Source organism: Actinobacillus genomosp. 2 (genome assembly GCF_029773605.1).
Taxonomy (GTDB): Bacteria; Pseudomonadota; Gammaproteobacteria; order Enterobacterales; family Pasteurellaceae; genus Actinobacillus.
The window spans coordinates 47530-61021 of sequence record NZ_CP103807.1 but is presented as its reverse complement, the minus strand read 5'-3'; the positions used below and the strand labels follow the sequence as shown (position 1 = coordinate 61021).

The 13492-nt window shown below is 39.4% G+C and carries 14 protein-coding genes, 2 tRNA genes and 1 pseudogene; 2 read left to right on the top strand and 15 right to left on the bottom strand.

Translation table 11 applies throughout. The features are described 5' to 3' along the window. Window positions 1-60 precede the first annotated feature (60 nt). Window positions 61-1320: an ATP-dependent protease ATP-binding subunit ClpX gene (gene clpX / locus NYR60_RS00290; protein ID WP_279467027.1), complete on the bottom strand. Its 1260-nt coding sequence runs from the start codon at window positions 1318-1320 to the stop codon at window positions 61-63. Continuing rightward, entirely contained in the window at window positions 1320-1910 is a 591-nt protein-coding gene (gene clpP / locus NYR60_RS00285; protein WP_279445867.1) for an ATP-dependent Clp endopeptidase proteolytic subunit ClpP, read from the bottom strand. Before clpP ends, clpX begins: the two co-directional genes overlap by 1 nt. 124 nt (window positions 1911-2034) lie before the next feature. Between clpP and NYR60_RS00280 the strand changes: the two genes are divergently transcribed. Continuing rightward, window positions 2035-2427, top strand: a complete 393-nt coding sequence (locus NYR60_RS00280; RefSeq protein ID WP_279467025.1) for a SufE family protein — start codon at window positions 2035-2037, stop codon at window positions 2425-2427. 62 nt (window positions 2428-2489) lie between these two features. On the opposite strand, the gene NYR60_RS00275 is transcribed toward NYR60_RS00280, so the two are convergent. From NYR60_RS00275 to mlaF, 11 genes and pseudogenes are all read right to left on the bottom strand, one after another. After that, a tRNA-Asp gene (locus NYR60_RS00275) sits at window positions 2490-2566 on the bottom strand. A 41-nt stretch (window positions 2567-2607) separates the two neighbouring features. Next, a tRNA-Asp gene (locus NYR60_RS00270) sits at window positions 2608-2684 on the bottom strand. A gap of 102 nt (window positions 2685-2786) precedes the next feature. Beyond that, entirely contained in the window at window positions 2787-3560 is a 774-nt protein-coding gene (dnaQ, locus tag NYR60_RS00265; RefSeq protein WP_279467024.1) for a DNA polymerase III subunit epsilon, read from the bottom strand. An 86-nt stretch (window positions 3561-3646) separates the two neighbouring features. Next, window positions 3647-5316 (bottom strand): annotated as a pseudogene (gene ettA, locus NYR60_RS00260) (energy-dependent translational throttle protein EttA). Between the two features lie 181 nt (window positions 5317-5497). After that, window positions 5498-6775: a UDP-N-acetylglucosamine 1-carboxyvinyltransferase gene (gene murA / locus NYR60_RS00255; RefSeq protein ID WP_279467023.1), complete on the bottom strand. Its 1278-nt coding sequence runs from the start codon at window positions 6773-6775 to the stop codon at window positions 5498-5500. Between the two features lie 132 nt (window positions 6776-6907). After that, a complete protein-coding gene (locus NYR60_RS00250; protein ID WP_279467022.1) occupies window positions 6908-7168 on the bottom strand; it encodes a BolA family protein in 261 nt (86 codons plus the stop codon). Between the two features lie 6 nt (window positions 7169-7174). Further along, entirely contained in the window at window positions 7175-7534 is a 360-nt protein-coding gene (locus NYR60_RS00245) for an STAS domain-containing protein (protein WP_279467021.1), read from the bottom strand. 10 nt (window positions 7535-7544) lie between these two features. Further along, window positions 7545-8183, bottom strand: coding sequence for a phospholipid-binding protein MlaC (mlaC, locus tag NYR60_RS00240; RefSeq protein WP_279467020.1), 639 nt, complete (start codon window positions 8181-8183; stop codon window positions 7545-7547). Window positions 8184-8254: 71 nt separating this feature from the next. Continuing rightward, window positions 8255-8779, bottom strand: a complete 525-nt coding sequence (gene mlaD, locus NYR60_RS00235; protein ID WP_279467019.1) for an outer membrane lipid asymmetry maintenance protein MlaD — start codon at window positions 8777-8779, stop codon at window positions 8255-8257. An 18-nt stretch (window positions 8780-8797) separates the two neighbouring features. Next, window positions 8798-9628, bottom strand: coding sequence for a lipid asymmetry maintenance ABC transporter permease subunit MlaE (mlaE, locus tag NYR60_RS00230; RefSeq protein WP_279467018.1), 831 nt, complete (start codon window positions 9626-9628; stop codon window positions 8798-8800). Next, a complete protein-coding gene (mlaF, locus tag NYR60_RS00225) occupies window positions 9567-10370 on the bottom strand; it encodes a phospholipid ABC transporter ATP-binding protein MlaF (protein WP_279445859.1) in 804 nt (267 codons plus the stop codon). The genes mlaE and mlaF overlap by 62 nt, the downstream gene beginning before the upstream one ends. Window positions 10371-10627: 257 nt before the next feature. Between mlaF and NYR60_RS00220 the strand changes: the two genes are divergently transcribed. Next, on the top strand, window positions 10628-12022 hold the full coding sequence (locus NYR60_RS00220; RefSeq protein ID WP_279467985.1) for a DegQ family serine endoprotease: 1395 nt from the start codon (window positions 10628-10630) through the stop codon (window positions 12020-12022). A gap of 38 nt (window positions 12023-12060) precedes the next feature. On the opposite strand, the gene NYR60_RS00215 is transcribed toward NYR60_RS00220, so the two are convergent. Together NYR60_RS00215 and argR are read right to left on the bottom strand one after the other, a co-directional pair. Further along, window positions 12061-12951: a TIGR01777 family oxidoreductase gene (locus NYR60_RS00215; protein WP_279467016.1), complete on the bottom strand. Its 891-nt coding sequence runs from the start codon at window positions 12949-12951 to the stop codon at window positions 12061-12063. Continuing rightward, complete coding sequence (argR, locus tag NYR60_RS00210; RefSeq protein WP_279467014.1) at window positions 12951-13412, bottom strand: transcriptional regulator ArgR; 462 nt, start codon at window positions 13410-13412, stop codon at window positions 12951-12953. The genes NYR60_RS00215 and argR overlap by 1 nt, the downstream gene beginning before the upstream one ends. Window positions 13413-13492: the final 80 nt, after the last annotated feature.

Here is a 13492-nt window from a genome sequence, read left to right as displayed (position 1 = left end):
GGCTATGCCTATACAGATAAAACAAATGGACAATGAAAACATTGTCCATTTTAGCTATGCTTACTCCACTTTCGGCTTATCGCCGTTTTCAACACAACCTTTTCCAACCGTCACTTTCTGCACATTTTTCTCTGCTTTAAGTGTTGGTAAGTTATACATCGTATCCAACAGTAGATTCTCAACAATCGAACGCAAGCCACGCGCACCGGTTTTACGTACAATGGATTTCTGAGCAATCGCAATTAACGCATCTTTGGTAAATTTCAGCTCAACACCTTCCATTTGGAATAATGCTTGATATTGCTTGATAATCGCATTTTTCGGTTCGGTTAAAATTTGAATTAACGCTTCTTCATCCAGCTCTTGTAACGGAGTCACAACCGGTAATCGACCGATAAGCTCCGGAATTAATCCAAATTTAACGAGATCTTCTGGTTCAACTTGTTTAAATAATTCAGTTAAATCTTCACGATCTTTGTCTTTTTTCAGCTCCGCACCGAAACCGATTCCGCCTTGTTTATTCGTACGAGCTTCCACAATCTTGTCTAAACCGGCAAATGCACCGCCGCAAATAAATAAGATTTTCGAGGTATCAACCGGAATCGTTTCACCTTTTGGATGTTTACGACTACCTTGCGGATTGATATTCGCCACCGTACCTTCAATTAATTTTAATAACGCCTGTTGTACACCTTCGCCGGATACATCACGGGTAATTGACGGGCTTTCCGATTTACGTGTGATTTTGTCAATCTCATCAATAAAGACGATACCACGCTCAGCTTGTTCCGCATCAAAATCACATTTCATCAGTAATTTTTGAATTACGTTTTCTACGTCTTCACCGACATAACCGGCTTGAGTTAACGTAGTCGCATCTGCGACTGCAAACGGTACATTTAGACGACGAGCCAACGTTTCCGCCAATAAAGTTTTACCGCTACCGGTCGGGCCGATTAATAAAATATTACTTTTACCTAACTCTACGCCATTCGTTTCTTTATGGTCCGAAAGTGCATTGCGTAAACGTTTATAGTGGTTATAAACCGCTACGGACAATACTTTTTTCGCGTGTTCTTGACCGATAACATACTCATCTAAATGTGCATGAATTTCGTGTGGAGTCGGTACATTTTCAAAGAATTTCTCTTCGTCTTGTTTTTCATCAATTAACGGTTCTTCCTCACCGTTTAACAATGCGTAAGACTCTTCAATACAGTGATTACAGATATAACCTTCCGCACCTTCAACAAGCTGATCAACTTCGGTACGTCTTTTGCCACAAAAACTACAATGTGGTTCTTTCTCAAAATTTGCCATTATTTTGTATCTCTGTGTGTTAAAACTTTATCAATTAAACCGTATTCAGCTGCTTCAAAAGCTGACATAAAATTATCACGCTCAGTATCCGCTGCCACTTTCTCAAACGGTTGACCGCTATGTTCAGCCATACGTTGCGTTAAAGTTTCTTTTAATTTTAAAATTTCTTGTGCATGAATTTGAATATCGGTTGCCTGTCCACGATAGCCACCTAGCGGTTGATGGATCATCACACGTGCATGCGGTAAAGCAAAACGCTTGCCTTTTGCACCACCGGATAATAAGAAAGCTCCCATTGAGCAAGCCTGTCCGGTACAAAGTGTTGCAACATCCGGTTTAATAAAGTTCATTGTATCGTAAATTGCTAAACCTGCCGTTACTACACCACCCGGTGAGTTGATATATAAATAAATATCTTTTTCAGGATCTTCCGATTCTAAGAAAAGAAGCTGTGCTACGATCAAGTTTGCCATATGGTCTTCAACTTCACCGTTTAAAAAAATAATACGTTCTTTAAGTAAACGTGAATAAATATCGTATGATCTTTCGCCTTTTGAGGTTTGTTCAACCACCATTGGGATTACTGCCATTTTGGGTTCCTTATCCGAAATCTGAAAAATACGTATAATTCTATCAAATTTTAAGAAAATCATTAACAATAAGCGGTCAGATTGTTAAAATCTTTTGCAAAATTTAGCTTTAATCAAGAAAAATATGACGTTAGAAGACATTTACCAAAAATTTGAGTTTTGCAAATCTTGGGAAGAAAGATACCGCTTGTTAATTCAATTAAGCCGCCAGTTAGCTAAACCAACCGAAGAAGAGTTAGCACAATTACCTGAGATTCACGGCTGTGAAAGCCGCTTATGGTTTGAATTTCAAACGACACCTCGCAAAGTGCGTGCCTATAGCGATGCTCGTTTAATGCAGGGAATTTTGGCGATTATTGTGATTGCATTAAATGAGAAATCACTCAATGAATTACAAACTTTCTCAATTACTGCACTTTTTGAAACATTAAAAATTTCTCAAAATTTGACTAGTACTCGTCTTAATGGCTTACAACAAATTCAGGCAGAAATTTTACGTTTATGCCAAAGTGGGTAAAACGCTTAATTAAGTGGAATGAAAAAAGCCTCTGATTTCTCAGAGGCTTTTTTTTGAAAAATTGGCGGAACGGACGGGACTCGAACCCGCGACCCCCTGCGTGACAGGCAGGTATTCTAACCAGCTGAACTACCGCTCCACATGGTATTATCGAATTAAATTCAATAATTAAAAATTAATTGGCGGAATGGACGGGACTCGAACCCGCGACCCCCTGCGTGACAGGCAGGTATTCTAACCAGCTGAACTACCACTCCGCAACTGGTAAAACCAATAATACGGATTTATGCCACAAGCGTCAAATTATTTTTTACGAAACAAATTTATTTGCTTATTTTAAAATCAAATAAATCAAGCAATTAATGAATTTGTTCTGATTCTGCTTCCTTCGGGCGCATCCAAATACAATTTCCCTTAGATTTTTTATCAATCAGTTTAAGATATTCTTCGTGTGCGGACTGTTCTTCTTCAGTCAATTGCAACACAACTAAACCGCTTGTTTCAAATGTCGTGAGTGTACTTAAACCAAGATCTGCAACATTTTCGTGATTAACGGCTGTATCTTCTTCACCTAATAATGCCAGCTGTCCGCCGGTCATCATCAGGAATACATCTGCCAGAATCTCCGCATCCAGTAACGCCCCGTGAAGCACACGTTTACTGTTATCAATGCCTAAACGATCGCACAATGCATCTAAGTTATTACGCTTGCCAGGATACATTTTTCGAGCAACCGCAAGACTATCGGTCACACTGCACATTTCAGCCGTCTTTGGCGGAGGGTTTTCTAAATAAGAAAACTCTTGATCCATAAACGCCACATCGAAGGGGGCATTATGAATGATTAGCTCTGCACCTTTAATAAATTCAATAAATTCGTCCGCAACGTCGGCAAACACAGGCTTATCTTGCAAAAACTCATTGGTAATACCGTGAACTTTAATCGCCTCTTCATCCACTTCTCGCGGCGGTTTAATATAGACGTGAAAAGTACGGCCGGTTAAACGACGGTTAATCACTTCAACCGCACCGATTTCAATAATATTATGCCCAATTTGTGGTGGTCCGCTAAAACTCATACCGGTTGTTTCGGTATCCAGCACCACCTGTCTTACTATCGGTTGTTCACTCATTTTATTGCCTAATCAAAAGATGCAAGCGGTCGAATTTCAAGGGAAATTTGCAAATTTCCACCAAAAACCGACCGCTTATTCAAGTATTACTTCGCAATACGTTTATATTTGATACGGTGAGGTTGCGTTGCCGCATCACCTAAAGTTTTCTTCTTCCACTCTTCGTAATCAGAGAAGTTACCTTCGTAGAAGGTCACTTTACCTTCATCGCCGTAGTCTAAGATGTGGGTTGCGATACGGTCTAAGAACCAACGGTCGTGCGAAATAACCATTGCACAGCCTGGAAATTCTAAGATCGCATTTTCTAACGCACGTAAGGTTTCAACGTCCAAATCATTGGTCGGTTCGTCTAATAACAATACGTTACCGCCACGTTGCAGAAGTTTCGCCAAGTGTAAACGACCACGTTCACCACCGGATAACTCACCAACACGTTTTTGCTGATCCACACCTTTAAAGTTGAAACGACCAACATAAGCACGGCTTGGAATTTCAAAGTTACCGATATTTAAAATATCTTGACCGTTCGACACTTCTTCCCATACGGTTTTCTTATCGTCCATCGAATCACGGAACTGATCTACAGAGGCTAACACTACCGTTTCACCCATTACGATTGAGCCTGAATCAGGCTGTTCTTGACCTGAAAGCATACGGAATAAGGTCGATTTACCCGCACCGTTGGCACCGATAATCCCTACGATCGCACCTTTTGGAATCGAGAATGACAAATCATCAATCAATGTGCGGTCACCATAAGATTTAGTTAAGTTACTCACTTCGATAACTTTATCACCTAAACGTGGACCAGGCGGAATAAAGAGTTCGTTGGTTTCGTTACGTTTTTGATATTCGCCTGAGTTAAGCTCGTCAAAACGTGCCATACGTGCTTTACTTTTCGCTTGGCGACCTTTCGGGTTTTGACGCACCCATTCCAATTCTTTCGCAATCGATTTTTGGCGAGCAGATTCCGCCGCCGCTTCTTGTTCTAAACGCTTCTCTTTTTGCTCTAACCAAGAAGAGTAGTTACCTTCCCAAGGAATACCTTCACCACGGTCAAGCTCTAAGATCCAGCCTGCTACGTTATCTAAGAAGTAACGGTCGTGGGTAATCGCGACGACTGTACCTTCATAGTCATGTAAGAAGCGTTCTAACCACGCTACCGATTCCGCATCCAAGTGGTTGGTCGGTTCATCTAACAATAACATATCCGGTTTTTCGAGTAATAAACGGCAAAGTGCCACACGACGGCGTTCACCACCCGATAAATGTTCGATTTTTGCATCCCATTCCGGTAAACGTAACGCATCCGCTGCTCGTTCTAATTGGTTATCAAGATTGTGACCGTCATGTGCTTGAATAATCGCTTCTAAGTTAGCTTGCTCTGCAGCTAACTTATCAAAATCCGCGTCCGGATCAGCATATAACGCATAAACTTCATCTAAACGAGTTAACGCATTTTTTACTTCCGAAACCGCTTCTTCAATCGCTTCACGTACAGTTTGTTGTGGATCTAATTTTGGCTCCTGCGGTAAATAACCGATTTTAATTCCTGGTTGCGGACGAGCTTCACCTTCAAACTCTTTATCCACGCCAGCCATAATACGTAATAAGGTTGATTTACCCGCACCATTTAAACCAAGTACCCCGATTTTTGCACCTGGAAAAAACTTAAAGAAATATCTTTAAGAATATGACGCTTCGGTGGCACAACTTTGCCGACACGGTGCATCGTATATACAAATTGAGTTGACATTATGTATTCCTCATAGAAAAAATCTTATCTATTTTACTTGAAAACAGGGTTGAAATATAGGGATTCTGATATTTGTAAATAATCCACAAAATTCAACCGCTTACTATAAGATATTTAAACCGATATATGCCTCTGATATAAAAAAGGCCGCATAAAGCGACCTTTCCCATTTTATAAAAAACTATTCACCTGTGAACGGTTCAGAAAAACGTTCGATTTTCGCCCCGATTCCACGTAATTTTTCTTCAATATGCTCATAACCGCGATCAATATGATAAATACGATCAACGATAGTTTCTCCTGAAGCGATACAGCCAGCTAAAACTAAGCTGATTGATGCACGTAAGTCTGTTGCCATTACTTCTGCAGGTTTTAATTTCTCAACACCGTGGCAAATCGCTGTATTGCCTTCGATTTCACCTTTCGCTCCCATACGATTCAACTCAGGAATGTGCATAAAGCGATTTTCAAAAATCGTTTCGGTAATACGGCTTGTACCTTCTGCCACAACATTTAGTAAAGTAAATTGCGCCTGCATATCGGTTGGAAAACCCGGGTGTGGCATTGTGCGAATATTTACTGCTTTCGGACGCTGACCTTTTGAATCTAAAGTAATGGTATCTTCCGTTACAGTCACTTCCATACCGGCTTCTCGTAATTTCTCGATAACAGCATCCATTGTATCTGCTTTAGTACCACGACACGTAATTTTACCACCCGACACTGCTGCAGCAACCAAGAATGTACCAGTTTCAATACGGTCAGCCACAACACGATGCTGACAGCCGGTTAAACGTTCTACACCTTCAACCGTAATCGTATCCGTACCCGCTCCGGAGATTTTCGCTCCCATTGCATTTAAGAATAATGCTGTATCAACAATTTCAGGTTCACGTGCCGCATTTTCAATTACAGTCGTACCTTCCGCCAAGGTACCTGCCATCATCACAGATAAAGTCGCACCTACACTCACTTTATCCATATAAATACGCGCACCGTGTAAACGACCGTTTGAAGTTGCTTTCACATAGCCGTCATCTAATTCGATAACAGCACCCATTTTTTCTAAACCAGAAATATGCATATCAACCGGACGAGCACCGATTGTACAGCCTCCTGGTAGTGATACTTGACCTTCGTGGAAACGTGCAACAAGTGGTGCTAATGCCCAAATTGAAGCTCGCATGGTTTTAACTAATTCATAAGGTGCAATATAGTGATCGATTTTGCTTGCATCAATTTGCACCGCACCGTTTTCATCACGTTCAACGACCACACCTAATTTACGTAAGATTTTAAAGGTCGTGTCCACATCTTTAAGATCCGGCACATTCGTTAAAGTCACAGGTTCAGTAGCCAAAATAGCTGCGAAAAGAATTGGCAGTGCTGCATTTTTAGCACCAGAAATATCAACGGTTCCGCTTAATGTGAAAGGGCCGTGAACACGAAATTTTTCCATTATAAATCCTTAGAAATTTAGAAATAAGTAATGGACAATCAATAATGAAGGAAGATAAGCGATTTTTTATACATTTCACAAAAAATTTAACCGCTTTAATTCATTATCAATTATCCATTAATTGTAAAAAAGTTAACCTGCTAGATTAAGTAAACGCTCTTTTTTCCACTGTTCGCTTGAAAATACTTTAATCGTTAAAGCATGGATTGCATTAGTCGCAAAATATTCGCCCAATGGTGCATATACTGCTTGCTGTTGTTTTACTTTTGATAATTGTGCAAGTTCATTACTGACGACGATTACGCCATAATGTGAATTTTCGCCTTGAGCATGAACTTCACTTGCATGAGATAATGCGTTCTTTAAAATTTCTTCAAGTTGTTTTGGTTCCATCTATTCCTATCCTTGAGGTTTAGTACAGTGTTTACTTTCACACACTAAGAATGTATTTAGCCATACAGTTAAATCAAACAATTCTGCCAACGTTTTAACAACTTCCGGCACATTGATTAAACAGTTCGGCGTTTGTTTTTGATAATGATTGAGTAATTCGGCAAGTAATGTAAATCCGGCTGAGTCAACACGTTCAAGATCTTTTAAATCCCAATAAATATGTTGATTACCTTTCGGCGATAAAAAAGAAGCACGCTGCTTCCAAAGCGGAAGCAACGTGTCTCGAGTTAATTCACCGGATAATTTTACAAATAAGCTTTCATTATTTTGCTGAATGCCCCATTGTAATGTTTTTTGCGGCTTCATAAAACTATAATTATTTACTTAATGTAATCGGTTGTTTTGCTGATTGTGCAACTTGAGCAGTTAGAGCGTCAATACCTTTTTGACGTAATACACCACTCCATTCGTTTTGTTTGGTTGCTACCATACTTACACCTTCAGCTGCCATATCGTAAGCCTGCCATTCGCCAGTCTTACTGTTTTTACGCCATTTGAAGTCTAATTTAACCGGTTGAGCACCATTTGATTGAATTAAATTCACACGAATACTCACGATTGTTTTACCGTCAGTCGGTTTTTCATTTTCAATTTGAACTTGTTGATCAGTATATTGTGTTAATACTTGTGCGTATGATTGCTCAACAAATTGACCAAATGCGTTAAAGAATGCTTCACGTTGAGCATCTGTCGCCGAAGATAAGTTTTTACCTAACACTAACTGACCTGCATATTTTACATGTACATGAGGCATTAAATCATTGCGTACAATAGTACGTAAGTATTCAGGATTTGACTTAATTTTACCTTGATTCGCTTTAATATCACCAAATAATTTATCTGCTGCTTGTTGAGTTAACGTATAAGGACTAGTTTCTGCAAATGCCTGTGCTGAAAATAACGTTGCTAATGCTACAAAACCAGTTACGATTGCTTTTTTGATATTTTTTAACATTTAAAATCTCCAAATGTAAGGTGGTCATCCCACCTAAAATAAAATATTACGCCGTGAATGTCACTTTGCAATTATTGTGCTTTAGGCTCTTCTTTGCCTTCTGCATTTTCTCCGTCAGTTTTATCCGATTTTTTATCGCCGTATAAGAACTGACCGATTAAATCTTCCAATACCATTGCCGAATTTGTATCAGAAAAGCTACTGCCTTCTTTCATATATTCCGTTTCGCCTTCCATCATAAAGCCGATATTTAACGCAATATATTGTTCGCCTAATAAACCCGAAGTTTTAATTGAAAGTGAACTTGTGTCAGGAATTTTATTAAAATCCTCATTAACAGCAAGTGACACTTTCGGTGTATAAGTTTGAGCATCTAAACTAATATCGGAAACTCGCCCTACAACTACTCCTCCGACTTTAATCGGCGCACGAACCTTTAGTCCACCGATATTATCAAAAGTTGCATAGAGGGTATAAGTTTTTTCAGAAGTAAATCCTTGCACATTAGCCACTCTTAATCCTAAAAATACTAAAGCCGCTAAGCCGAGTAATACGAATAAACCTACCCAAAATTCATATTTAATTGATTGACGCATTGTCTTTTCCTTAGTGAATTAACCACCGAACATAATCGCGGTTAAAATAAAATCCAGTCCTAACACGACTAATGAAGCGTGAACTACCGTACGTGTGGTCGCTTGGCTAATACCTTCCGATGTTGCCGTTGAGTCATAACCGTTAAATAACGCAATCCATACAACAGCAAATGCAAAAATAATACTTTTTACAAAGCCGTTAATTAAATCGCTGGCATCAACCGAATTTTGCATCACCGACCAAAAACTGCCACCGTCAACGCCTTTCCAATCCACACCGACAAGCGAACCTCCCCAGATCCCAATTGCGGTAAAAATCGCGGCCAAAATCGGCATTGAAATCACACCTGCCCAAAAACGTGGTGCGATAATTCGTCTTAGTGGATCAACCGCCATCATTTCAAGGCTAGAAAGTTGCTCAGTTGCTTTCATTAAACCAATTTCGGCGGTTAATGCCGAACCGGCTCGACCGGCAAATAATAATGCGGTTACAACCGGACCGAGTTCTCGCAATAAAGACAGAGAAACTAACGTTCCTAAACTAGTTTCTGCGGCAAAATCAACCAATACGACATAACCTTGCAGCCCTAGTACCATACCGATAAACAAGCCGGAGAGCATAATAATCAATAAAGATTGTACACCTAGCACATATAACTGCTTAATTAATAACGGTGTATGCTTACGGAACTGTGGTTTTCCGATAAGAGCCCCGAGTAACATAAAAGTTGATCGCCCAAAGGCTCGAATAAATCCGATAACGCTAGAGCCGATACTACTGATAAAATTAATCACTAAACAGCTCCTCCGTATAATCTTTAGCTGGGTAATGAAAACGTACCGGACCATCCGCTTTACCCGCCAAGAATTGAACGACTTGCGGATCTTGACTTGCTCTTAAAGCATCCGGTGTACCTTCCGCAATAACTCTCTTATCCGCTACGATATAAGCATAATCAGCAATACTTAATACTTCCGTTACATCATGTGACACCACGATTGAGGTTAAATTTAATGCCTGATTAAGTTTTTTAATTAATTCAACAATAACCCCCATACTAATCGGATCTTGTCCGGTAAAGGGTTCATCATACATAATTAATTCTGGATCAAGTGCAATCGCTCGAGCAAGTGCCGCTCGGCGTGCCATACCGCCGGAAAGTTCTGCCGGCATAAGATCTGCCGCACCACGTAAGCCGACCGATTCTAATTTCATTAACACTAATTTCCGAATTAATTTTTCAGGTAATTTCGTGTGTTCACGAATAGGGAAAGCAACATTATCGAAGGTAGATAAATCAGTAAATAATGCACCTGACTGGAATAACATACCCATACGTTGGCGAATTGCATATAACCTACTGTTCGAGGCTGTACAAACATCTTCACCATCAAATAATATTTCGCCGATTTCCGGTAAAATCTGACCGCCTATTAAACGTAATAATGTCGTTTTACCGATACCGGAAGGCCCCATAATCGCTGTAATTTTCCCTTTCTGCACTCGCAGATTTAAGTTGTCATAAATAACTCTTTCCCCTCGTTTGAAGGTAAGATTTTTTACTTCAACTAAGTATTCATTATCACGCATGAGAAGTTTCTTTATTAAATAGAAAATGGTTGGCAATACTCTATTAACTCAATCTTAAAGTCAAAGGTTTTTTAAAATTTGACAAATTTTGCACAATTTAATGATGAATTTAGCCTTCATAAATCAATATGAAGGTATTATTTTCCGATTTTCCTTGTTTTCAGATGAACTGCCCCCAAATTATTTGGTCTTAACGAACACGAACAACAAACTTGTTTGTGAGAAATTAACATCACCATGAAAACAAAGGATTTATGATGAATAAAACAATGAAAAAATCAATTTTAGCGTCTTTCGTTCTTGGTCTAGGGATGTTTGCTACACCTAGCATCGTCAATGCAACATTACCGACTGCTGTTGAAGGACAAGCAGTACCAAGTCTTGCACCGATGATCGAAAAAGTGCGTCCGGCAGTGGTCAGCATTTCAGTTGAAGGCAAAACAAAAACAGAAAATGCACAATATCGTAGAGATATTCCCGAAGAATTTGAATTTTTCTTCGGCCCTGATATGTTTGGTGAACGAAGCACACCACGTAACTTCCGTGGGCAAGGCTCAGGTGCGATTATTAACGCCGAAAAAGGTTATGTCATTACCAATAACCACGTGATAAAAGATGCAGATAAAATTACCATCAAATTAGAAGACGGTCGTGAATTTAAAGCCAAATTGGTCGGTGCGGATCCGTTATCTGATGTAGCATTAGTCCAAATGGAAAACCCGAAAGATTTAACCGAATTAAAATTTGCCGATTCGGATAAATTACGTGTCGGTGATTTCAGCGTAGCAATCGGTAATCCATTCGGTTTAGGTCAGACGGTAACTTCAGGCATTATTTCGGCATTAGGACGTTCAACCGGCAGTATTGACGAAGGTTACGAAAGCTATATCCAAACCGATGCGGCAGTAAACCAAGGTAACTCAGGTGGCCCATTAATCAACCTAAACGGTGAATTAATCGGTATTAATACCGCGATTATCTCTCCAAGCGGTGGTAATGCAGGTATTGCGTTTGCGATCCCGGCGAATATGGCGAATAATTTAGTACAACAAATTATTCAATACGGCGAAGTTAAACGTGGTATGTTAGGTATTAAAGGCGGTGAACTCAATGCAGATCTCGCTAAAGAATTTAATATCAACGCACAACAAGGTGCATTTATCAGTGAAGTATTGACCGATTCTGCTGCTGCGAAAGCAGGACTAAAAGCCGGTGATGTAATTACTGAAATCAACGGTCAAAAAATCCGTAGTTTTAGCGAATTACGTGCAAAAGTGGCAACTTCAGGCGTAGGTAAAGAGATTGAGTTAACCTACTTACGTGACGGTAAACAAGAAAAAGCTAAAGTGACTTTACAGGCGGAACAAGGTAAAACAGCACAAGCGAATGTAAAAGATCTGATTCCAGGGCTAAAAGGTGCAGAATTAACAAACTTTGATAAAGATCGTATCAAAGGGGTTGAAATTGCTAAGATTGCCAAAGGTTCATTAGCTGAAAATAGAGGATTGGCAGAAGGCGATATTATCGTCGGTGTAAACCGTGTCGTTGTGGAAAATATTAATCAATTACGTGAAGTGTTAGATTCAAAACCTTCTGTCGTTGCATTAAATATTTTACGTGGCAACGCAAATTTCTACTTGATTCTTCAATAAGATAGATACCTAAAAAATCCCACCAATAGTGGGATTTTTTATTTCAGAATTTGCGAAAAATCCAAATGAGGACAAGTAAATTTAAAACCAGCATCCAACAACTTTTTCGGTACAAGCGGTTGATTATCCAATAATAATTGCGAACGTTCCCCAAGTAACAGCCTTAACATAAAACTTGGTACGGCAAAAATCGCATATCGCTTTAAGAAAGTAGCTAATTTCCGATTAAACTCACTATTGGTAATTAGCTTGGGTGCTACTAAGTTAAATGCTCCGTGACATTTTGCATTTTTTAATAAAAATAAGACCGCTTGAATATGATCTTCCAAGCTAATCCAAGCCCAATACTGCTTTCCACTCCCTAATTTACCGGCTAAATTTAAACGATATAAAGGCAACATTTTTGCTAAAGCGCCACCATGTTCCGCCAAGACTATTCCTGTTCTTAGTAAACAAACTCGAGTCTTACTGCTTGCTAATAACGCTTGTTGCTCCCATTGCTCACAAATCATCGCACTAAAATTTGCACCACAAGCGGTCGATTCCGTATAAAAATTTGCAACTGAATCTAAATCGCCATAGAAACCAGTTGCCGATCCGGAGAGAAAAGTGTGTGGCGGATGCTCGCTAGCATTAATCAAACGTGCTAATTCAGCGGTTAATTGAATCCGACTGTTTAATAAAATTTGTTTTTGTTGTTTGCTCCAAGACTTATCAAAAATCGGTTCACCAGCTAAATTAATGACCGCATCGAACTGATTAAAATCACGAAACTCATCTAAATTTTGGCAAAATTTAACCGCTTGCGGAAAGCTAGTTTTAGGTAAAGATTGACGAGTTAAGATCGTCAAGTAATGTCCCTCTGCCAACAATGCTTTTACTAAAGCCTGTCCGATAAACCCCGTGCCACCGGTTAAGAAAATATTCATTAAAAAGATGACTCGAATAATTCAGTAATATTTTGCATCAACTGTACCATTGACGTTTCTTTTGTTGGGGTAATAAAAATAGTATCGTCCCCGGCAATCGTGCCTAAAATCCCCTCACTTTTGCCCATTGAATCAAGTAAACGTGCAATCAGCTGTGCCGCTCCCGGACTTGTTTTTACCACGATAAGTACATCATTATGATCTATATCCACCACCAAATTTTTAAGCGGACTGGAGGTTGTCGGTACACCTAATTCCACCGGTAATTGATAAACCATTTCCATTTTCGTATTACGGGTTCTGACCGCACCGAATTTCGATAACATTCGGGACACTTTGGATTGGTTGATATTCTCAAAACCTAGTTCTTGTAATGCACTGACAATTTCACTCTGAGAACCGAATTTCTCCTGTTTTAGCAATGCTTTAAATGCTTCGGATAACTTATCAAGTTTTTCCATATTTGTCCTTTTATGCAATATCTATTCAACTTTAATGCATAATTTTTGCTTACTGATAGGAAAAAATCAATCTAAATCAA

Coding starts and splice junctions, on each gene's coding strand:
- clpX (WP_279467027.1), bottom strand. CDS start 1,320: ATGGCAAATTTTGAGAAAGAACCACATTGTAGTTTTTGTGGCAAAAGA.
- clpP (WP_279445867.1), bottom strand. CDS start 1,910: ATGGCAGTAATCCCAATGGTGGTTGAACAAACCTCAAAAGGCGAAAGA.
- NYR60_RS00280 (WP_279467025.1), top strand. CDS start 2,035: ATGACGTTAGAAGACATTTACCAAAAATTTGAGTTTTGCAAATCTTGG.
- dnaQ (WP_279467024.1), bottom strand. CDS start 3,560: ATGAGTGAACAACCGATAGTAAGACAGGTGGTGCTGGATACCGAAACA.
- murA (WP_279467023.1), bottom strand. CDS start 6,775: ATGGAAAAATTTCGTGTTCACGGCCCTTTCACATTAAGCGGAACCGTT.
- NYR60_RS00250 (WP_279467022.1), bottom strand. CDS start 7,168: ATGGAACCAAAACAACTTGAAGAAATTTTAAAGAACGCATTATCTCAT.
- NYR60_RS00245 (WP_279467021.1), bottom strand. CDS start 7,534: ATGAAGCCGCAAAAAACATTACAATGGGGCATTCAGCAAAATAATGAA.
- mlaC (WP_279467020.1), bottom strand. CDS start 8,183: ATGTTAAAAAATATCAAAAAAGCAATCGTAACTGGTTTTGTAGCATTA.
- mlaD (WP_279467019.1), bottom strand. CDS start 8,779: ATGCGTCAATCAATTAAATATGAATTTTGGGTAGGTTTATTCGTATTA.
- mlaE (WP_279467018.1), bottom strand. CDS start 9,628: ATGGTCCGGTACGTTTTCATTACCCAGCTAAAGATTATACGGAGGAGC.
- mlaF (WP_279445859.1), bottom strand. CDS start 10,370: ATGCGTGATAATGAATACTTAGTTGAAGTAAAAAATCTTACCTTCAAA.
- NYR60_RS00220 (WP_279467985.1), top strand. CDS start 10,628: ATGAATAAAACAATGAAAAAATCAATTTTAGCGTCTTTCGTTCTTGGT.
- NYR60_RS00215 (WP_279467016.1), bottom strand. CDS start 12,951: ATGAATATTTTCTTAACCGGTGGCACGGGGTTTATCGGACAGGCTTTA.
- argR (WP_279467014.1), bottom strand. CDS start 13,412: ATGGAAAAACTTGATAAGTTATCCGAAGCATTTAAAGCATTGCTAAAA.